Consider the following 19,533-nt stretch of genomic DNA (forward strand, 5'->3'; position numbering starts at 1 on the left):
TTGCTCGTTGTGATTACGCTGCGTGCCGGTCGCTGTCCGCGGCCAGCAGCCTGTCGCCGTCATGCCCGCTGATCGACCGTTCAATGATTTCGCCGGGTGCCCCGCCGTTCAGACCGACGAGGGTAAACCCTTCGGTGCGGCCAAGGCCCTCGCGTTCGATGAGTATGCGCTGGTTCGTGCCGACAAGACCGTCGAGATGGGAGCGGTAAGCCGCGTTACCCGCCGCCCGCAGCCGGGCAGCGCGGGCTTTGACGATCTGCCGGTTCACCTGCGGCATGCGCGCTGCCGGCGTGCCTTCGCGCGGGCTGAACGGGAAGACATGCAGATGGGTCAGCCCGCATTCCTCGACTATCCCGATGGAGTTTTCAAACATCTCATCGGTCTCGGTGGGAAAACCGGCAATGATATCGGCGCCGAACACGATATCGGGGCGGATCTTGCGGACGTTTTCGCAGAACTCGATGGAGTTCTCGCGCAGATGGCGGCGTTTCATCCGCTTCAGGATCATGTTGTCGCCCGATTGCAGCGACAGATGCAGGTGCGGCATCAGACGGCTTTCCGTCGCCAGTGCCTCCATCAGATCACCATCCGCTTCGATGGAATCAATGGAGGAGAGGCGCAGACGTTTCAGATCAGGCACTTGGCCGAGGACAGTTTTGACGAGCTTGCCGAGGCGCAGGGAACCCGGCAAATCGGGTCCATAGCTGGTCATGTCGACGCCGGTGAGGACCACTTCGTTATAGCCATTGCCGACGAGCCGTTTGACCTGTTCGATCACGCCGCCCATCGGTACGGAGCGGGAATTGCCGCGGCCATAGGGGATGATGCAGAACGTGCAGCGATGATCGCAGCCGTTCTGTACCTGTACAAAGGCCCGTGCCCGGCCCTCGATGGCATCGACCATGTGGGATGCAGTTTCACGCACCTCCATGATGTCGTTGACGCGCACCTTCTCGAACTGGTTGACACCGAAATCGGGCAGCATGCGGTACGAATTGGATTTCAACTTTTCCTCGTTGCCGAGAACGAGATCAACCTCGTCCATGGCGGCAAATTCGTCAGCTCCGGTCTGGGCGGCGCAGCCGGTGACAATGATGCGCGCCTGCGGATTGTCGCGGCGTGCCTTGCGGATTGCCTGCCGCGCCTGCCGTACGGCTTCGCTGGTCACGGCACAGGTGTTGAAGATGATCGCACCATTTTCCAGCGCGCCAAGCCCGGCGGCATCGGCCTCGCGCTTCATCACCTCGGATTCGTAGGTGTTGAGGCGGCAGCCAAATGTGACGACATCCACAGCCATCAGGCGGCTCCCTGCGATGGCGCTGTTTCGTCCCGTTGCCATTGACCGGTCTGTGGATCAAACGAGCCAGAAAATTCCCATTCGGCGGGTCCGGTCATCATGACATGATCATTGTCCAGCCATTCAATCACCAGGGGACCACCGGGCACTGTGACTGTCACGGCTCGCTCGGTGCGGCCCGTGCGGGCACCGGACACGGCAGCAGCACAGGCGGCCGAACCGCAGGCCCGCGTCAGCCCGGCGCCGCGCTCCCAGGTGCGCAGGGTCATGGCATTGCGGCTGGTCACATGGGCAATCGAGATATTGGCGCGTTCGGGGAAAATCGGGTGATTTTCGAGCAGCGGGCCAAAACGTTCGAGATCATAGGTCCAGACATCCTGATCGACCCAGAAGATCGCGTGCGGGTTGCCCATGCTCGCGACGGAGGGGGAGTGCAGGACAGGCGCATCAATCGGTCCGATCTGCAACTCGATCTGGCGTGTGTCGTGGAAGGCTTCAGCCAGCGGGATTTCCTGCCAGCCGAAACGCGGCTTGCCCATATCGACGGTAATCATGCCGCCGGCATGTTCATGGGCGGTCAATATTCCGGCGATGGTTTCGAAGGTGAATTCCCGTTTGCCGGTTTCGGCGGCAAGAGCCTGCACGACACAGCGCATGCCGTTGCCGCAGGCCTGTGCCTGAGTGCCGTCGGAATTGATAATCTCGATATAGGCTTCCGTACCCTGGGTGCGCGGCGCATGGATTGCCATGATCTGATCGAACTTGGTGGCTGGATCGCCATTGAGCGCAATGGCCGCCCCCGGGGCAACATGATCCGCACGGCCACGCATGTCGGCAACGATTATCTCGTTGCCAAGCCCGTTCATCTTTGCAAATTGCGCGCGCACTGCCATGCTTCTGTCAGCCTGTATAGCCATTCCGATGTCGATAGAGGGCTTATATGGCGGAAAAGGTGAAGAATTGCCAGTGCCAGCCGTATCAAAGCTGTGTCACCGGCATTCAATCCTGTCCGGTGTCAGGCGACCCGGATCACCAGCTTGCCGAAATTATGCCCTTTCAACAGCCCCATGAAAGCTTCCGGAGCGTTGGCGAGCCCATCGACAATGTCCTCGCGGTACTTGATTTCGCCGCTGCGCAACCAGCCGCTCATGGTTTCAAGGAAGACCGGACGCTGATCGACGAATTCACGCTGGATGAAGCCGCGCACGGTCAGGCTCTTCTTCAGGATATCGCGCATGAGCGCCGGCAGGCGATCCTTGCCGGAAAGATCGAGGCCGTCATATTGCGCGATCAGGCCGCAGACCGGCACGCGCGCGAAGGTGTTGAGCAGCGGGAAAACCGCGTCCCAGACCGCACCGCCGACATTTTCAAAATAAACGTCGATACCAGACGGGCAGGCCTGTTGCAGCTGTTCGGCAAAATCGGGCGCGCGGTGGTCAATCGCGACATCGAACCCCAGCTCGTCGCGGACGAATGCACATTTGTCTGGGCCGCCGGCAATGCCGACAGCCCGTGCACCCTTGATTCGGGCGATTTGGCCGACCGTCGATCCCACCGGCCCACTGGCGGCGGCAACAACGACGGTTTCGCCCGGCTTGGGCTGGCCGATGGTCAGGAGTCCCGCATAGGCGGTAAAACCCGGCATGCCGAGAATGCCGACAGCCGTTGACAGCGGCGCGGCATTCGGATCGAGCTTGCGCAGACCGGCACCATCGGAGAGGGCATAGCTCTGCCAGCCGGAATGGGAGAGGACGATATCACCGGGCTTGTAGCCGGGATGTTTGCTCTCGATCACCTCCGCAACGGTTCCGCCTTCCATGACCGCGTCAACGGCAACCGGGGCAGCATAGGACTCAGCATCGTCCATGCGGCCGCGCATATAAGGATCGAGCGACAGAAACAGAATTTTGAGCAGGATCTCTCCGTCGCCAGGTACGGAAACCGGTACGGCTTCGATGCGGAAATTGTCCGGCTTTACCGGTCCTTGCGGCCTGGATGCGAGGACGATGCGCGTGTTTTGCGGCTGAGACATGTTGTTGATCCTTATGGGGAGGGCGTAAACCCTACCCCAGCGCCGTCAGCCCGGCAACGCAAAGATGATGTCAATGGGGCTCGTGCGCGTCCGCCACGCCGCGCAACCAGTAACCGGCCGCTTTCACCCATTCGCCGTTGAAGCCGCGCTGCTCGACCAGATGAGTGCGGATGGATTTGGAAATGCTGCTTTCGCAGGCGATGAAAGCGTAGCAATCACCCTCGGGCAAGGTCAGGCTTTCAATCGTTCGCAGCAACAGGTCATTGTTGCCGGCTTCCGCACCGTTGCGGTGAACCCAGACAATCCCGGCGTTGGCGCTGGTCTTGATTTCCTGTTCTTCGGCTTTGTCCTCAACCTCGATCACCGCGACGACGCGGGCCGTGGCCGGTAGTTCTTCGAGGCGGCGCCCGATAGCGGGGAGGGCTGTTTCATCGCCAGCCAGAAAATACCAGTCATAGGCATCGGGAATGATCATCGAGCCGCGTGGTCCGCCAATGACAATCTGCTGACCGGGCTTAGCCTGTGCTGCCCACGTGGATGCAGGGCCATCGCCATGCAGCACGAAATCGACATCAAGGGTTCTGGATACTGCATGATAGTTGCGCGGTGTGTAGTCCCGCATTTCCGGACGCGGCGTGTCTTCCGGAAAACTGATCCCATCGGGGCCGAGAACGGGAACAATCGGCCCGCTTCCGGCAGGCGGAAAGAAAATCTTGATGTGATCGCCATAACCGGCGCTGACAAAACCTTCCAGCTGGTCGCCGGCAAGCGTGACGCGCACCATGCGCGGTGTCAGATGTTTGACGTCCTGCACATCGAGGAGGCGCAGGCGGGTTTCGTGGCGAATTCGCTGAGGTGTTTTATTTATGAGTGTCATGCTCAAGAAATATCCTTGCCGTTGACGGGTTTCAATGGGGTGCCTCACACATTTCCGTCATTACCGCATATCGCCATCATAAGACTTTATTCACCTTAAAATGGTTGACTTGCGCAAGGTTATGGCTTCCAGCCAAACGGGAACGGCTCTGGATAGTGTGGCGATATTGCCAGTTCAGGCAGTTTTCGATGCTTCTGCCGCGGCGGCAGGCCGGAAACAGGCTTGTTTTGCCGCCTGGCGGGTTGAAATTTCGCCGCGATATCCTTTGTATCGTGGGTAACAATGCCAAGTCGAATCGCATTTTTTCTGTTGGATGCGTAGATGGAGAGTAAGACTATGGGGACTTTGAACGTCAATTTGCTGGCCGTTGCCGCTGTCGGCATGGTTCTGGCAGGCTGCCAGAGTACGCGCTTTGACAATGATGGTATGGACCGCGTTACGCCCCGGCCTGCGCCCTTGCAGTCTGCGCCGTCCGGATCCGTGACCCAGAGCCAATTGCCGCCACCCGGCGGAGCCAATCAGTTTCCGACCGCACCAACCACTGGTAGCGGTGCTGCGCCTGCTTCCCAGGGCACGCAGGTCGCGTCGCTTCCGCCGGCAAACGCTCCTGACATCACCGCTGGCAGTGTTGCCGGTGTCTGGAACGCCTCACTGGCCGGACAGTCCTGCAAGATCGCAACGCCGCAGACCAAATTCGGTCAGGGCTATCGCGCCGGTCCATTGCGTTGCCCGGGTGAACTGGCAAATCTTTCGTCCTGGGCCGTGAGCGGCAAGCAGCTCACCCTTTACGATGCAGCAGGCGGCACGGTTGCCCGGCTTTACTCCTCAGGGTCTTCGCGCTTTGATGGCCAGACCTCCGGCGGGCAGAATCTGAGCCTGTCACGTTAAGCCTGAATTGGGAGTGTGCAGCGCGAATTCAGCTGCTGCACACGTCCGGAGACTGCAGTCCGCATGTCGCACGATAATCTGAAAGTGTTTCCCTCCGTGCGCGAGCGCTACGATTCGCTGGTGCAGGCGGGGGATATTGCTGTCGATCCGGCACAGGAGCATCTGGCGGATCGTTTCGACCGGCTGATACGCGAGCTTGCCACAAAGCGGCTTGCCACCAAGTCCAGCGCGCTGGGCTGGCTGTTCAGCCGCCGCTCGCCGCGACATGAGGTGATCAAAGGTCTCTATATATTTGGCGAGGTCGGGCGCGGCAAGACCATGCTGATGGACATGTTTCATCAGCTTGTCCCGGCCAAGCGCAAGCGCCGGGCACATTTTCTTGATTTCATGGCTGATGTGCACGAGCGCATCAATGCGCATCGCAAAGCGCACAAGAACGGTGAGACGAAGCAGGACGATCCGATCCCGCCCGTTGCCGATGCCCTGGCGGAACAGGCGTGGGTTCTGTGTTTCGATGAGTTCACCGTCACAGATATCGCCGATGCGATGATCCTGTCACGCTTGTTCAGGGCGCTGTTCGAGCGCGGTGTCGTTCTCATTGCCACATCCAACGTGGAGCCGGACAATCTCTATCGGGATGGTCTCAACCGCCAGCTGTTCCTGCCGTTCATCGACCTGCTCAAGACCCATGTCGATGTGGTCAATCTGGATGCCCGCACGGATTACCGGCTGGAAAAGCTCAACCGCATGCCGGTTTACCTCTCGCCTTTATCCGACGATACAAAGCAGAAAATGGATGAAGCCTGGCATACGGCAACCGAAGGCGCCGCCGTTTCAGAAGACCATTTCAAAGTCAAAGGTCACAATGTGGTGGTGCCGCGGGCGGCACGGCATGCCGCGCGTTTCGGCTTTGCCGATCTCTGCTCGAAGCCTTTGGGCGCGCTGGACTATGCGGCCATCATTTCGCGCTACCAGACCATCTTCATCGATGATGTGCCGATTCTCGACTATGCCAGACGCAACGAGGCCAAGCGTTTCATTATCCTGATCGATATTTTGTACGATCACCATGTGCATGTGGTGATTTCCGCGGCGGCATCACCGGACAAGCTTTATGAAGCCAAGCGGGGTACCGAAGCTTTCGAATTTGACCGCACCGCATCCCGGCTTTTTGAAATGCAGAGCGAGGAGTACCTGGCTGAAGCCGCGCAGGCGCACGAAATGCCGATATCCTCGGAAGCCTGAATGGCTATCAAATGACTGTGATACGGGTCGCCCTTATTTCATCATTTTGATATGTTGCCTATGTTAGACAATGCCAGAAAAACCTTCCCCAAGCTAAATTCAATTGACGTTTACGTAAATCCCATCAAATCTAAACGATTGAATTTATTGAGGGGAAAATTTTTGGTTGAGTTATTTTTGAAAGAGGAATATTCGAACGTCCCAACGCAAAGGCGCATGATCGCGGGCTCTGCCCGATGTCGTCGATGTCCTTTGGCGTCCGTCCAGACTTCAGATCAGGGAAGTAACCAGCATGGCACGTAACAAAATCGCCCTCATCGGTTCAGGCATGATCGGTGGCACATTGGCACATTTGATCGGGCTCAAGGAGCTCGGTGACATCGTGCTCTTCGACATCGCAGAAGGCATTCCTCAGGGCAAAGGGCTCGATATTGCCCAGTCGTCACCGGTTGACGATTTTGACGCCAAGCTCGTCGGCGCCAATGATTATTCGGCGATTGAGGGCTCGGATGTGGTCATCGTGACCGCCGGCGTACCGCGTAAGCCCGGCATGAGCCGTGACGATCTGCTCGGCATCAACCTCAAGGTCATGGAACAGGTTGGCGCGGGCATCAAGAAGTATGCGCCCAACGCCTTCGTTATCTGCATCACCAACCCGCTCGACGCGATGGTCTGGGCGTTGCAGAAATTCTCCGGCCTGCCGAAGAACATGGTCGTCGGCATGGCCGGCGTTCTCGACAGCGCCCGCTTCCGCTATTTCCTCGCTGACGAGTTCAAGGTTTCGGTGGAAGATGTCACCGCCTTCGTTCTCGGCGGCCATGGCGATTCGATGGTGCCGCTTGCCCGTTACTCCACCGTTGCCGGCATTCCGCTGCCGGACCTCGTCAAGATGGGCTGGACCAGCCAGGAAAAGCTCGACCAGATCATTCAGCGTACCCGTGATGGTGGCGCGGAGATCGTTGGCCTGCTGAAGACCGGTTCGGCCTTCTATGCCCCGGCGTCTTCGGCGATCCAGATGGCTGAAGCCTTCCTCAAGGACAAGAAGCGTGTCCTGCCTGTCGCAGCGCACCTCTCCGGCCAGTACGGTGTCAAGGACATGTATGTCGGCGTGCCTGTCATCATCGGTGCCGGCGGCGTCGAGCGCATCATCGAAATCGATCTCAACAAGACCGAAGAAAAGGCGTTCGAAAACTCGGTGGCCTCTGTCGCCGGTCTTTGCGAAGCCTGCATCGCCATCGCGCCGAACCTCAAGTAATTCGGCCTGAACGTTCTGAAACGATCCCGTGCACGCACCGGATTTTTCGTAGAGGAAGTTAACTGATGAATATTCACGAATATCAGGCCAAGCGCCTGCTCCACTCCTTCGGTGCGCCGATTGCCAATGGCGTTGCCGTCTATTCCGTCGAGCAGGCGGAAGAGTGGGCGAAGACGCTGCCCGGTCCGCTTTATGTGGTGAAAAGCCAGATTCATGCGGGCGGCCGCGGCAAGGGCAAGTTCAAGGAACTCGGCCCCGATGCGAAGGGCGGCGTCCGCCTTTCCAGGTCGGTCGAAGAAGTCGTTGCCAATGCCAAGGAAATGCTCGGCAACACGCTCGTGACCAAGCAGACCGGCCCGGCCGGCAAGCAGGTCAACCGTCTCTATATCGAGGACGGCGCGGACATCGATCGCGAGCTCTATCTGTCGATCCTCGTTGACCGGACGGTTGGCCGTCCGGCTTTCGTGGTATCCACGGAAGGCGGCATGGACATCGAAGCTGTCGCGCACGACACACCGGAAAAGATCATCACCGTGGCGATCGATCCCGAAAAGGGCGTGACGGCAGATGATGTGAAGAAGATCAACGATGCTTACGGCCTGACCGGCGAAGCCCGGACGGACGGTGAATCGCTGTTCCCGATCCTGTACAAGGCTTTCACCGAGAAGGACATGAGCCTGCTCGAGGTCAACCCGCTGATTGTCATGACCAATGGTCGTCTGCGTGTTCTCGACGCCAAGGTTTCCTTCGACGGAAACGCGCTGTTCCGTCATCCTGATGTGGTTGAGCTGCGTGACACCACGGAAGAGGATGCCAAGGAAATCGAGGCCTCCAAGTATGACCTGGCCTATGTTGCTCTCGACGGCAACATTGGCTGCATGGTCAATGGTGCCGGTCTTGCCATGGCAACGATGGATATCATCAAGCTCTATGGTGCAGAGCCTGCGAACTTCCTCGACGTTGGCGGTGGCGCCAGCAAGGAGAAGGTAACGGCTGCGTTCAAGATCATCACGGCCGATCCGGCAGTTGAAGGCATCCTGATCAACATTTTCGGCGGCATCATGAAATGCGATGTGATCGCCGAGGGTGTGATTGCCGCGGTCAAGGAAGTGGGCCTGAAGGTTCCGCTGGTTGTCCGTCTCGAAGGCACCAATGCCGAGCTCGGCAAGAAGATCATCAATGAAAGCGGCCTCAACGTCGTTTCCGCCGATGATCTCGATGACGCCGCTCAGAAGATCGTCAAGGCAGTCAAGGGCTAAAGAGAGCGCCGATGACCACCCCATCGCCCCTTCGACCGGAGCATCAACGCCTTCAGGCCCTTCGGGGTTCGTTTGAAGGCGAAGAGCAGGTTTCGGCAACGCCCTGGACACGTGCCGGGGCGGCCAAGGGATATCTTTCCGCCGAGACCGATCTCGGCGGATTGTTTCTGAACCAGACCTATCGTCAGGTTCGCGATGGCCAGACGACATTTGAAGCCCGGAACATTTTCGGCTTCGATGTCAATGACGGCACCTACAAGCTGTATCAGTTCGATACCGTCGGCTTTGTCCCGCCCGCTCCGGCGACGGGGACGTGGTCCGGCAACGAACTGGTTCTGGAAAAGTCGTCACCGCGCGGCAGGGCCCGCAGCCGCTATCAATTCGAAGATCAAGACCGGTTCCGGTTGCGTGTGGAATTTGCACAGGCCGGAAGCGACATCTGGCAGGACGTTGTCAGCGGTGTTTACCGCCGCACCGTGCCTGTCGATCACCAATAGAAAAGGTCTCGTATGTCCATTCTCGTCAACAAAGACACCAAGGTTCTCGTGCAGGGCCTGACCGGCAAGACCGGAACATTCCACACCGAACAGGCTCTGGCCTATTACGGTACCCAGATGGTTGGTGGTATCCACCCGAAAAAGGGCGGCGAGACCTGGGAAGGCAAGTTGCCGACCGGTGCCGGTGCCCAGCTGCCGATCTTTGCCTCGGTTGCCGAAGGCAAGGATCGCACCGGTGCCAACGCCTCGGTTATCTATGTGCCGCCGGCAGGTGCTGCCGAAGCCATCATCGAAGCGATCGATGCGGAAATCCCGCTGATCATCTGCATCACCGAAGGCATTCCGGTCATCGACATGGTGCGCGTCAAGGCCCGCCTCGAGCGTTCCGCCTCACGCCTGATCGGCCCGAATTGCCCTGGTGTCCTTACCCCGGAAGAATGCAAGATCGGCATCATGCCGGGCAATATCTTCCAGAAGGGTTCGGTGGGTGTTGTATCCCGCTCCGGCACACTTACCTATGAGGCAGTGTTCCAGACAACGAATGAAGGCCTTGGCCAGACAACCGCAGTCGGTATCGGCGGCGATCCTGTAAAGGGCACCGAGTTCATCGATATCCTGGAAATGTTCCTGGCTGACGAAGCCACCAAGTCGATCATCATGATCGGCGAGATTGGCGGCTCGGCCGAGGAAGATGCAGCCCAGTTCATCGCGGATGAAGCCAAGCGCGGCCGCAAGAAGCCGATGGCCGGTTTCATCGCCGGACGTACGGCTCCTCCCGGACGCACCATGGGCCATGCCGGCGCGGTTATCTCCGGCGGCAAGGGCGGCGCGGAAGACAAGATCGCTGCCATGGAAGCAGCTGGCATCCGTGTGTCGCCATCACCGGCGCAGCTCGGCAAGACATTGGTTGAAGTCCTCAAGGGCTAAAACCCAAGCGGGTGGATTTCCACCTGCAGCAAAGACCAAGATGGATCGGGGCGGCTATTCGCCCTGATCAATTCAGGGGGATTTCCCGGCAAGGGCCGGAAACCTCAACCCAGAGTGTTCCGGGGTACGATGTCCTGGACGCTCTCATCAAGGGAGACGGAGCGGGTGCTCCGGTCACACACATGGCACGTCAAGAACAGGCCAACGACATTTTTGCGCTCACGTCATTTCTCTATGGTGGCAATGCTCACTATATCGAGGAACTGCATGCGCAGTATGAGCAGGATCCGAATTCGGTCGGTCCCGAATGGCAGGAATTTTTCGCCAATCTCAACGACAGCAAGGCCGATGTCATCAAGAACGCGCAGGGCGCGTCCTGGGAGAAGCCGAACTGGCCGATTGCCGGCAACGGCGAACTGGTTTCGGCGCTCGACGGCAACTGGGGTGAGGTCGAAAAGCACATCACCGACAAGCTGAAGGCAAAGTCGGCCAACGGCGCGGCTGCGCCCGTTGCCAAGGCTGCTTCCGATGCGGATATCATCCACGCTGCCCGCGACTCGGTCCGCGCCATCATGATGATCCGCGCCTACCGCATGCGCGGCCACCTGCATGCCAAGCTTGATCCGTTGGGTCTGGCCGAGGTCAAGGAAGATTACAACGAGCTGTCGCCCGAGAGCTACGGTTTCTCGCCCGCCGACTATGACCGCAAGATCTTCATCGACAATGTGCTGGGTCTCGAATATGCGACGATCCCGCAGATGCTCGACATCCTGCAGCGCACCTATTGCTCGACCATCGGCGTCGAGTTCATGCACATTTCCGATCCCGTGGAAAAGTCATGGATCCAGGAACGCATCGAAGGCCCGGACAAGGGCGTCGCATTCACGCCTGAAGGCAAGAAGGCCATCCTTTCCAAGCTGGTCGAAGCTGAAGGTTTCGAACAGTTCATCGACGTCAAGTACAAGGGCACGAAGCGTTTCGGCCTTGATGGCGGCGAATCGCTGATTCCGGCCCTCGAACAGATCGTCAAGCGTGGCGGATCGATGGGCCTCAAGGAAATCGTCCTCGGCATGGCGCATCGTGGCCGCCTGAACGTGCTCAGCCAGTTCATGGCCAAGCCGCATCGCGCCATTTTCCATGAATTCAAGGGTGGCTCCTATACGCCTGACGATGTCGAAGGTTCGGGCGACGTGAAGTACCATCTGGGTGCGTCGTCGGACCGCGAATTCGATGGCAACAAGGTGCATTTGTCGCTGACCGCAAATCCCTCGCACCTCGAAATCGTCAATCCGGTTGTCATGGGCAAGGCGCGTGCCAAGCAGGATCTCCTTGCCGGCCGCGAACGTGATGACATGGTGCCTTTGTCCGAGCGCGCCAAGATCATGCCGCTGCTGCTGCATGGCGATGCTGCCTTTGCCGGCCAGGGCGTGGTTGCGGAATGTCTTGGCCTTTCCGGCCTGCGCGGGCACCGCGTTGCCGGCACGGTGCATTTCATCATCAACAACCAGATTGGCTTCACCACCAATCCGCGCCTGTCGCGTTCCTCGCCCTATCCGTCCGATGTCGCGAAGATGATCGAGGCGCCGATTTTCCACGTGAATGGCGACGACCCGGAAGCGGTGGTCTACGTGGCAAAGATTGCCACGGAGTACCGCATGACGTTCCACAAGCCCGTGGTCATCGACATGTTCTGCTACCGCCGCTTCGGCCACAATGAAGGTGACGAGCCTGCGTTCACGCAGCCGCTGATGTACAAGACGATCCGCGGCCAGAAGACCACCGTACAGCTCTATTCGCAGAAGCTGATCGATGAAGGTCTGGTCAATCCGGCGGAAGTCGATGCCATGCGTTCCGCCTGGCGCGAAAAGCTCGAACAGGAATTCGAAGCCGGACAACACTACAAGCCCAACAAGGCCGACTGGCTGGATGGCGCCTGGAGCGGTCTGCGTACGGCCGACAATGCCGACGAGCAACGTCGCGGCAAGACCGGACTCCCGTTGAAGACAGTCAAGGAAATCGGCAAGAAATTGTCCGAGGTTCCCGGCGGCTTCAATGTGCACCGGACGATCCAGCGTTTCCAGGACAACCGTGCCAAGATGATCGAGTCGGGCGAAGGGTTCGACTGGGCGATGGCCGAGGCCCTTGCCTTTGGTTCGCTGGTTATCGAAGGCCATCCGATCCGTCTTTCCGGCCAGGATGTGGAACGCGGTACGTTCAGCCAGCGTCATTCGGTTCTCTACGATCAGGAAACCGAGCAGCGCTATATCCCGCTCAACAACCTGCAGAAGGGCCAGGCCATCTACGAAGTCATCAATTCGATGCTTTCGGAAGAGGCCGTGCTTGGTTTCGAATACGGCTATTCGCTATCCGATCCGCGCGCGCTGACCCTGTGGGAAGCCCAGTTCGGCGATTTCGCCAACGGCGCCCAGGTGGTGTTCGATCAGTTCATCTCCTCGGGTGAGCGCAAGTGGCTGCGCATGTCCGGCCTCGTCTGCCTGCTGCCGCATGGCTATGAAGGCCAGGGACCGGAACACTCCTCTGCGCGTCTTGAGCGCTATCTGCAGCTCTGTGCGGAAGACAATATGCAGGTGGCGAACTGCACCACGCCTGCCAATTACTTCCATATCCTGCGCCGCCAGATGAAGCGTGACTTCCGCAAGCCGCTGATCCTGATGACGCCGAAGTCGCTGCTGCGCCACAAGCGTGCCGTGTCTTCCATCAGCGATTTCACTGGCGATTCCTCGTTCCACCGTCTGCTGTGGGACGATGCGCAGCTGCTGAAGGATCAGCCGATCAAGCTGCAGAAGGACTCCAAGATCCGCCGTGTCGTGCTCTGCTCCGGCAAGGTCTACTACGACCTCTACGAAGAGCGCGAAAAGCGCGGCATCGATGATGTCTACCTGCTGCGCGTGGAACAGCTGTATCCGTTCCCGGCCAAGGCGCTGATCACGGAACTGTCCCGCTTCCGCAATGCTGAGATGGTCTGGTGTCAGGAAGAACCCAAGAACATGGGTGCCTGGGCCTTCATCGACCCCTATCTGGAATGGGTTCTGGCGCATATCGATGCCAAGCATCAGCGTGTCCGCTATACCGGACGTCCTGCCGCTGCATCGCCTGCAACGGGCCTCATGTCCAAACACCTTGCACAGCTCGAAGCATTCCTTGAAGATGCCCTCGGCGCCTAAACCACAACAAACAGAAGTCATCTGAAGATCAACGGAAGAGCAAGATCATGGCAACCGAAATCCGCGTCCCAACGCTGGGCGAATCCGTTTCCGAAGCGACCATTGGCAAATGGTTCAAGAAAGTCGGCGATGCGATTGCCGTCGACGAGCCTTTGGTGGAACTCGAGACCGATAAGGTAACAATCGAAGTTCCGGCCTCCGCTGCCGGTTCCCTTGAGGAAATCACCGCCAAGGAAGGCGATACGGTCGAGGTTGGTGCCTTGCTCGGCATGATTGGCGGCGCCGGTGCCGCTTCTGCGAAAAAGGAAGAGGCCAAGCCCGAAGCCATCGCCCAGGCATCGGGTGCCGCCGGTGCGTCGTCAACGGCAGAAGCCGAGGACAAGGCTGCTCAGGTTGCCGGCAACACGCCGATCACGGAACGCAAAGAGAGCGAGATGCCCGCTTCGCCTGCAGCATCAAAGCTGCTGGCGGAAAAGGGCGTTTCGGTCTCGCAGGTCGAGGGTTCGGGCAAGCGCGGCCAGGTTCTCAAGGGCGATGTCCTTGATGCTGTCGCCAAGGGCATTGCCGCACAGCCTGCCGCTGCTCCGGCCCCGCAGGCAGCGCGTCCCGCCTCTTCGGCTGATGACGCATCGCGCGAAGAACGCGTGAAAATGACCCGCCTGCGCCAGACTATCGCGCGCCGCCTCAAGGATGCCCAGAGCACGGCTGCAATGCTGACCACTTACAATGAAGTGGACATGTCGGCGGTGATGGACCTGCGCAACCGCTACAAGGAAATCTTCGAGAAGAAGCACGGCGTGAAGCTCGGCTTCATGGGTTTCTTCACCAAGGCGGTCACCCACGCACTGAAGGAAATCCCGGCGGTCAATGCCGAGATCGATGGCACTGACATCATCTACAAGAACTTTGCCCATGTCGGCGTGGCCGTCGGTACGGACAAGGGCCTCGTCGTGCCGGTCGTGCGCAATGCCGACCAGATGTCGATTGCGGAAATCGAGAAGGACATCGGCCGTCTCGGCAGAGCTGCCCGCGATGGCGCGCTGTCCATGGCCGATATGCAGGGCGGTACGTTCACCATTTCCAATGGCGGTGTCTACGGTTCGCTGATGTCTTCGCCGATCCTCAATGCGCCGCAGTCCGGTATTCTTGGCATGCACAAGATCCAGGATCGTCCGGTTGTCGTCGGCGGCCAGATCGTTATCCGTCCGATGATGTATCTTGCCCTCAGCTATGATCATCGCATCGTTGACGGCAAGGAAGCCGTCACCTTCCTCGTGCGCGTCAAGGAAAGCCTGGAAGATCCGGAACGTCTGGTTCTCGACCTGTAAGATTGCGAAGAACGGCCTTGCCGGCAAGGCGGGGCCGTTTTTGCAGTGTGGTGAATTGCACCGGATTGACTTAGTCTTGCGGCCCAATCACAAAATAACGTGATGAAAGGCGATTCAAAATGGCTTTTGCACCGAATTTCCCACCTGTCGAACCTCATATCTGCGTGAAAGGCGGCCTCGAAGCGATCGCCTTCTACGAAAAGGCCTTTGGTGCCGAAAATACCTTCAAGCAGCTGACCGAGGATGGCAAACGCGTGCTGCATGCCAATCTGTCGCTGTTTGGCGGCTCGATCATGCTGCACGACGAATTCCCCGAGTATAAAAACCCGGACGGTGAGAACGATGTCATGTCGCCCATCACCCGCGGCGGGGCGAGCATTGCGCTGAACATCAATCTCGCAAGGCCTGCCGATGTTGATGCGGCGGTGAACCGTGCGGTGGCGGCTGGTGCGGCACTGATCATGCCTGTCGAGGATACGTTCTGGAATGCCCGCTATGGCCGTATTCGTGATCCCTTCGGTCATGTCTGGGCCTTCAACGCCGCGCTTGAAGCGCCTGCCGGAGAATAGGCATGTCACACTACATGTATGAGTTCCTCGGCCTGATGGCCGTCTTCTCGATCATGATCGTCTCGCCGGGCGCTGATTTTGCCATTGTTGTGCGGCAGAGCATCGTGCATGGCCGCCGCAGCGCCATCATGACCAGCTTCGGCATCGGTGCCTCTTTGCTCTTCCATATCAGCTATACCATTCTTGGCCTTGGCCTTCTGGTGTCCAAATCACTGTTTCTCTTCGGCATGCTGAAATGGGCCGGCGCTGCCTATCTCTTCTATCTGGGCATCAAGGCCCTGCGCGCTCCCGGCATGGAAGCATCTGGGGAAGCACCTGGAGATACCGTCGATGACACCGTGGAAAAGAATATTTCCGACTGGCGTTGCTTTCTCATGGGATTTGTCACCAATGCGCTCAATCCCAAGCCGGTTCTGTTCTTCCTGTCGCTTTTTTCAGCTCTGGTCAGCCATGAGACCCCGGCGCTGGTGCAGGCAACCTATGGCCTGTTCATGGCAACCGCGCTGATTGCCTGGTTTGTTGCCGTATCGACGTTCTTCACCATGCAATCCGTACGGGATCGCTTTGTTGCGTGGGGACGCTGGTTCAACCGCGTGACCGGTCTGGTTTTCATCGGCCTTGGTATCAAGCTTGCTACCCAGCAGGCGAGTTAGGAATACCGATGACCGCATTGCTTCGCCCCCGTCCCGCAAAAAGTGTCGCCCTGCTTGCAGCCCTCGGCATGATCCTGTCGTCGCCAGCTTTCGCGGCGTGCCTGCAGGACCATGCGGTCTATACGGATCGGGACGATGATTACACGCTGACCTTCAAAAGCGTTCCCGACGATGGCGCGGCGGTCACATCCGATGAATTCACGATCAAGATGAATGACAGCGATCTGAAGATGGATGGTGTTGTCATGTGGGACAAGGATGGCGGCAGGCCCAATGCAACCATCAGATACAAATGCCCGGCGGGCGATGCGACAGGTGCAGAGCTGCAACAATGCACGGTCTGGAAAGGCGTGGTTTATGCCTTGAAGGAAGGTGCCGATGCCGAGCTCCTGCCAAAGGCCAAGGAGCCTTCGGCCCAGGCATTGCTCTTGCCGGATTTTTCCGGCGCCATGAGCAGCTTCAATTTCAAACTTGAAAAACCCTTGGAGGCTTTCCCGTGGGAAGTCTTCCGTTTCAAAGAATGCGTGCCCGAACAATAGTTTCGCGTTGCGTCAGAACAGAAGGATTGAATCATGTCATATGACGTCGTCATCATCGGAACAGGCCCTGGCGGCTATGTCTGTGCGATCAAGGCTGCACAGCTCGGCCTGAAGACTGCGGTGATCGAAAAGCGCGATACATTTGGCGGCACCTGCCTCAATATCGGTTGCATTCCCTCCAAGGCACTGTTGCATGCTTCGGAAGTCTTCCATGAGGCTGGCCACACCCATGCAAAACTGGGCGTCGAGGTTGGCACGCCAAAGCTCAACCTGAAGGCGATGCTTGCCCATAAGGACGCAACGGTTGAGTCCAATGTCAGCGGCGTGGCCTTCCTGTTCAAGAAGAACAAGATCGATACCTTCAAGGGAACCGGCAAGGTTGTGGCAGCCGGTAAGGTGTCCGTCACTGGCGACGATGGCAAGGTGCAGGAAATCGAGGCGAAGAACATTGTCATCGCCACCGGTTCCGATGTTGCCGGCATTCCGGGTGTCGATGTCAAGTTCGATGAAAAAATCATTGTATCTTCGACCGGCGCACTGGATTTCGACAAGGTTCCGGAAAATCTGGTTGTTGTTGGCGGCGGTGTCATCGGGCTTGAGTTGGGCTCGGTCTGGGCGCGCCTCGGCGCCAAGGTTACCGTTGTTGAATATCTCGACAAGATTCTTGGACCGATGGATGGTGAAGTATCGCGCCAGTTCCAGCGCATGCTGGAGAAGCAGGGAATCGCATTCAAGCTTGGCGCCAAGGTAACGGGCGTCGAAAAGTCCGGCAAGGGAGCCAAGGTGACGTTCGAGCCGGTCAAGGGCGGTGAAGCCCAGACCATTGCGGCCGATGCCGTTCTCGTATCCACCGGCCGCCGCCCCTACACGGATGGTCTCGGGCTCAAGGAAGCCGGTGTTGCCGTTGATGATCGCGGACGGGTGGCAATCAATGACCATTGGCAGACCAACGTCGCGGGCATCTACGCGATCGGCGACGTTGTCCAGGGCCCGATGCTGGCACACAAGGCCGAAGACGAAGGCATTGCCGTTGCCGAGATTCTGGCTGGACAGGCCGGACATGTGAATTTCGATGCCATTCCGAGTGTCGTCTATACGCAGCCGGAAGTGGCTTCGGTCGGAAAAACCGAAGAAGAATTGAAGGCAGCCGGCATCGAGTACAAGGCCGGAAAATTTCCGTTCACAGCCAATGGCCGTGCCCGCGCCATGCTGCAGACCGATGGCTTTGTCAAAATCCTCGCTGATAAGGCGAGCGATCGTGTGCTTGGCGTTCACATTGTCGGCTTTGGTGCCGGCGAGATGATCCACGAAGCAACGGTCCTGATGGAATTTGGCGGTTCGTCAGAGGATCTGGCACGGACAACCCATGCCCATCCGACAATGTCGGAAGCCGTCCGCGAAGCCGCCCTGGCAACCTTCGCCAAGCCAATTCATATGTAATCACCAGGTATGAAAATGAGAAAAGGCCCGTAGTTTCGGGCCTTTTTGGTTTCCAAAGTAGTTTGGATCTAGTTGTTGCTTGGGGCCGAATTGGCGGGAGCGGGTGTTGCCGGTGCGGGCGCCTGCGTTGTCGGCGCTGCCGGTTCCGGGCCATCCATGGTCGAACTGTTGTTCAGATAATAATAACCGCCGATAATCAGCGCTGCGATCAGAATACCTGCGATCAGAAAGCCGCTGCCACCCGATGGAGCTGCGTCGGGCTCACGATCGGACTGCGTATCCACCGGACGCTGCAAATTGGGATCATAGGTCATCCTGTCCTCCGTCACACTCTTTGCATTCAGAATAATAAACGGCTCAGAACAGACGAGGTTCCGAAATCGCCCATCATCTGGTTGACCAGCCTTATATAAGGGCTTGGAATCACTCTGCCAGATGTGACAAAATTTAAGGTTATTGCGCCTCGACCGTAAAGCCCTTGCTGCGCAGCAGGGCCACCAGCCCCTTTTCTCCGGGGAGATGCAACGCTCCCACCGCTATAAAGGCATTGCCCTTGTCGATGATTGGGACCGCATGTTCCGCCATGACCCGGTTGCGAGCATTGACCATCTTTTCCTCGAACGCGGCATAGTTTTCGCCGCTCGCCGTGCCATCGGGAGAGATGGACCGTATCACCGGGAAAATCATGGCTATGTCGCCCCGGGTGTAAAGCAGGGTCATGGTTTCAAACATGTCGGGTAGTTTCGGCGCAAGTGTCAGTGTCTCGACAAGTCCCTCGACATGGAATTTCAGCGGCAGGGATGCCATGGCGCTGAGCTGATCCTTGATGGTTTCAAGCCCCGTGACAGCCTTGCCCTGTGCCTTGGCGTCCTGGGCGAGCTTGACGTCGAGGAAGGCTGTGCCGCTTTTGCTGCGCGTCAGCTCGCAGGGAGGCATGGCCAGCATGCTTGTCACGATCCATGGCTGCATCTTGTTGAGAGCCGTCAACGACAGGCCGCGTGCAGCGAGGCCCGCTTTTACACCCTCGAGCTTGTCAGCTGGAATGAGCTTCTCCAGCGTGTTCTCGTCGGTGAACATCATCAATCCCGGATCCTGCGCCATGACTTTCAAGGGCGCTTTCGGATCAAGCACCTCGTCGGTTTCAATGACGACTGTTGCCGCCCCCTGATAGGCTGTTTGAGCCGCGTCTGAAAGCTTGAGCACGCGCGGATCCGTCAAATGCATGGTGCCAAAGAGCCAGGAAGGCTTGGTTCCCGGCTTTCCGATCTTCCAAAGGATGCCTTTGCCGTTCACCGTTGCGGCTGCTTCCTTGCGCAAGGCGGCCAGCTTTGCAGGGTCCGACTTGGCCATTTCAGCGACGAGATCGCGTCCGCCACAGGAGGCATCCTCCGCACGGGCACGGGTTGCGCCAAACGCCACGACAAGAAAAGAGGCGAGCAGAATCCAGCTCAGAAAAGCCAGGAGCCTCAGTGCGCTCTCAGCAATGCGATCAAGAGAAGTGGTGGGGCCAGAATGGGTCATCATCAATGCATATATGGGGTT

General features: G+C 58.4%; 18 protein-coding genes. 12 read left to right on the forward strand and 6 right to left on the reverse strand.

Annotated elements, in window-relative coordinates:
* Nucleotides 1–13: 13 nt before the first annotated feature.
* The 4 genes from mtaB to ACP7B1_RS01310 form a co-directional block, all read right to left on the reverse strand.
* Complete coding sequence (mtaB, locus tag ACP7B1_RS01295; RefSeq protein ID WP_346307071.1) at nucleotides 14–1,297, reverse strand: tRNA (N(6)-L-threonylcarbamoyladenosine(37)-C(2))-methylthiotransferase MtaB; 1,284 nt, start codon at nucleotides 1,295–1,297, stop codon at nucleotides 14–16.
* Nucleotides 1,297–2,190, reverse strand: a complete 894-nt coding sequence (dapF, locus tag ACP7B1_RS01300; RefSeq protein ID WP_346307076.1) for a diaminopimelate epimerase — start codon at nucleotides 2,188–2,190, stop codon at nucleotides 1,297–1,299. The genes mtaB and dapF overlap by 1 nt, the downstream gene beginning before the upstream one ends.
* Nucleotides 2,191–2,312: 122 nt before the next feature.
* Nucleotides 2,313–3,329 carry an NADP-dependent oxidoreductase gene (locus tag ACP7B1_RS01305; protein ID WP_346307072.1) on the reverse strand — a complete coding sequence of 339 codons (1,017 nt, stop codon included), beginning with the start codon at nucleotides 3,327–3,329 and terminating at the stop codon, nucleotides 2,313–2,315.
* Between the two features lie 70 nt (nucleotides 3,330–3,399).
* Nucleotides 3,400–4,206, reverse strand: coding sequence for a siderophore-interacting protein (locus ACP7B1_RS01310; RefSeq protein WP_346307073.1), 807 nt, complete (start codon nucleotides 4,204–4,206; stop codon nucleotides 3,400–3,402).
* Nucleotides 4,207–4,542: 336 nt separating this feature from the next.
* Between ACP7B1_RS01310 and ACP7B1_RS01315 the strand changes: the two genes are divergently transcribed.
* The 12 genes from ACP7B1_RS01315 (at nucleotide 4,543) to lpdA (ending at nucleotide 17,991) form a co-directional block, all read left to right on the forward strand.
* Entirely contained in the window at nucleotides 4,543–5,094 is a 552-nt protein-coding gene (locus ACP7B1_RS01315; RefSeq protein WP_346307077.1) for a protease inhibitor Inh/omp19 family protein, read from the forward strand.
* 63 nt (nucleotides 5,095–5,157) lie between these two features.
* Nucleotides 5,158–6,339, forward strand: a complete 1,182-nt coding sequence (gene zapE / locus ACP7B1_RS01320; protein WP_346307074.1) for a cell division protein ZapE — start codon at nucleotides 5,158–5,160, stop codon at nucleotides 6,337–6,339.
* 292 nt (nucleotides 6,340–6,631) lie between these two features.
* Complete coding sequence (gene mdh / locus ACP7B1_RS01325) at nucleotides 6,632–7,594, forward strand: malate dehydrogenase (RefSeq protein ID WP_130271272.1); 963 nt, start codon at nucleotides 6,632–6,634, stop codon at nucleotides 7,592–7,594.
* A 65-nt stretch (nucleotides 7,595–7,659) separates the two neighbouring features.
* The gene (gene sucC / locus ACP7B1_RS01330) at nucleotides 7,660–8,853 is read left to right on the forward strand and encodes an ADP-forming succinate--CoA ligase subunit beta (protein WP_223613895.1); all 1,194 of its coding nucleotides are present in this window, start codon (nucleotides 7,660–7,662) and stop codon (nucleotides 8,851–8,853) included.
* Between the two features lie 11 nt (nucleotides 8,854–8,864).
* Entirely contained in the window at nucleotides 8,865–9,350 is a 486-nt protein-coding gene (locus tag ACP7B1_RS01335) for a DUF1579 family protein (RefSeq protein ID WP_346307075.1), read from the forward strand.
* Nucleotides 9,351–9,362: 12 nt separating this feature from the next.
* Entirely contained in the window at nucleotides 9,363–10,277 is a 915-nt protein-coding gene (gene sucD / locus ACP7B1_RS01340) for a succinate--CoA ligase subunit alpha (RefSeq protein WP_105734202.1), read from the forward strand.
* A 182-nt stretch (nucleotides 10,278–10,459) separates the two neighbouring features.
* Nucleotides 10,460–13,462: a 2-oxoglutarate dehydrogenase E1 component gene (locus ACP7B1_RS01345; protein WP_403180008.1), complete on the forward strand. Its 3,003-nt coding sequence runs from the start codon at nucleotides 10,460–10,462 to the stop codon at nucleotides 13,460–13,462.
* A 47-nt stretch (nucleotides 13,463–13,509) separates the two neighbouring features.
* Entirely contained in the window at nucleotides 13,510–14,790 is a 1,281-nt protein-coding gene (gene odhB, locus ACP7B1_RS01350; protein WP_346306098.1) for a 2-oxoglutarate dehydrogenase complex dihydrolipoyllysine-residue succinyltransferase, read from the forward strand.
* Nucleotides 14,791–14,909: 119 nt separating this feature from the next.
* Nucleotides 14,910–15,359: a VOC family protein gene (locus ACP7B1_RS01355; RefSeq protein ID WP_346306097.1), complete on the forward strand. Its 450-nt coding sequence runs from the start codon at nucleotides 14,910–14,912 to the stop codon at nucleotides 15,357–15,359.
* Nucleotides 15,360–15,361: 2 nt separating this feature from the next.
* A complete protein-coding gene (locus tag ACP7B1_RS01360) occupies nucleotides 15,362–16,012 on the forward strand; it encodes a LysE family translocator (RefSeq protein ID WP_346306096.1) in 651 nt (216 codons plus the stop codon).
* An 8-nt stretch (nucleotides 16,013–16,020) separates the two neighbouring features.
* Nucleotides 16,021–16,551: a hypothetical protein gene (locus ACP7B1_RS01365; protein ID WP_346306095.1), complete on the forward strand. Its 531-nt coding sequence runs from the start codon at nucleotides 16,021–16,023 to the stop codon at nucleotides 16,549–16,551.
* A gap of 33 nt (nucleotides 16,552–16,584) precedes the next feature.
* Nucleotides 16,585–17,991, forward strand: coding sequence for a dihydrolipoyl dehydrogenase (lpdA, locus tag ACP7B1_RS01370; RefSeq protein WP_346306094.1), 1,407 nt, complete (start codon nucleotides 16,585–16,587; stop codon nucleotides 17,989–17,991).
* 68 nt (nucleotides 17,992–18,059) lie between these two features.
* Here lpdA and ACP7B1_RS01375 read toward each other — a convergent pair whose 3' ends face one another.
* Nucleotides 18,060–18,305: a hypothetical protein gene (locus ACP7B1_RS01375; protein ID WP_346306093.1), complete on the reverse strand. Its 246-nt coding sequence runs from the start codon at nucleotides 18,303–18,305 to the stop codon at nucleotides 18,060–18,062.
* Between the two features lie 139 nt (nucleotides 18,306–18,444).
* Nucleotides 18,445–19,512 (reverse strand): TraB/GumN family protein, encoded by a 1,068-nt coding sequence (locus ACP7B1_RS01380; protein WP_346306092.1) that lies wholly within the window; start codon nucleotides 19,510–19,512, stop codon nucleotides 18,445–18,447.
* Nucleotides 19,513–19,533: the final 21 nt, after the last annotated feature.

Source organism: Phyllobacterium sp. SL163 (genome assembly GCF_049896885.1).
Lineage (GTDB): Bacteria > Pseudomonadota > Alphaproteobacteria > Rhizobiales > Rhizobiaceae > Phyllobacterium > Phyllobacterium calauticae.

Bases quoted from the DNA above. Each gene is read 5' to 3' on its own strand.
- ACP7B1_RS01380 (WP_346306092.1), bottom strand. From the start codon at position 19,512: ATGACCCATTCTGGCCCCACCACTTCTCTTGATCGCATTGCTGAGAGC.
- ACP7B1_RS01360 (WP_346306096.1), top strand. From the start codon at position 15,362: ATGTCACACTACATGTATGAGTTCCTCGGCCTGATGGCCGTCTTCTCG.
- sucC (WP_223613895.1), top strand. From the start codon at position 7,660: ATGAATATTCACGAATATCAGGCCAAGCGCCTGCTCCACTCCTTCGGT.
- ACP7B1_RS01355 (WP_346306097.1), top strand. From the start codon at position 14,910: ATGGCTTTTGCACCGAATTTCCCACCTGTCGAACCTCATATCTGCGTG.
- zapE (WP_346307074.1), top strand. From the start codon at position 5,158: ATGTCGCACGATAATCTGAAAGTGTTTCCCTCCGTGCGCGAGCGCTAC.
- sucD (WP_105734202.1), top strand. From the start codon at position 9,363: ATGTCCATTCTCGTCAACAAAGACACCAAGGTTCTCGTGCAGGGCCTG.
- ACP7B1_RS01305 (WP_346307072.1), bottom strand. From the start codon at position 3,329: ATGTCTCAGCCGCAAAACACGCGCATCGTCCTCGCATCCAGGCCGCAA.
- dapF (WP_346307076.1), bottom strand. From the start codon at position 2,190: ATGGCAGTGCGCGCGCAATTTGCAAAGATGAACGGGCTTGGCAACGAG.
- ACP7B1_RS01365 (WP_346306095.1), top strand. From the start codon at position 16,021: ATGACCGCATTGCTTCGCCCCCGTCCCGCAAAAAGTGTCGCCCTGCTT.
- ACP7B1_RS01335 (WP_346307075.1), top strand. From the start codon at position 8,865: ATGACCACCCCATCGCCCCTTCGACCGGAGCATCAACGCCTTCAGGCC.
- ACP7B1_RS01375 (WP_346306093.1), bottom strand. From the start codon at position 18,305: ATGACCTATGATCCCAATTTGCAGCGTCCGGTGGATACGCAGTCCGAT.
- mtaB (WP_346307071.1), bottom strand. From the start codon at position 1,297: ATGGCTGTGGATGTCGTCACATTTGGCTGCCGCCTCAACACCTACGAA.
- odhB (WP_346306098.1), top strand. From the start codon at position 13,510: ATGGCAACCGAAATCCGCGTCCCAACGCTGGGCGAATCCGTTTCCGAA.
- ACP7B1_RS01315 (WP_346307077.1), top strand. From the start codon at position 4,543: ATGGGGACTTTGAACGTCAATTTGCTGGCCGTTGCCGCTGTCGGCATG.
- ACP7B1_RS01345 (WP_403180008.1), top strand. From the start codon at position 10,460: ATGGCACGTCAAGAACAGGCCAACGACATTTTTGCGCTCACGTCATTT.
- mdh (WP_130271272.1), top strand. From the start codon at position 6,632: ATGGCACGTAACAAAATCGCCCTCATCGGTTCAGGCATGATCGGTGGC.
- ACP7B1_RS01310 (WP_346307073.1), bottom strand. From the start codon at position 4,206: ATGACACTCATAAATAAAACACCTCAGCGAATTCGCCACGAAACCCGC.
- lpdA (WP_346306094.1), top strand. From the start codon at position 16,585: ATGTCATATGACGTCGTCATCATCGGAACAGGCCCTGGCGGCTATGTC.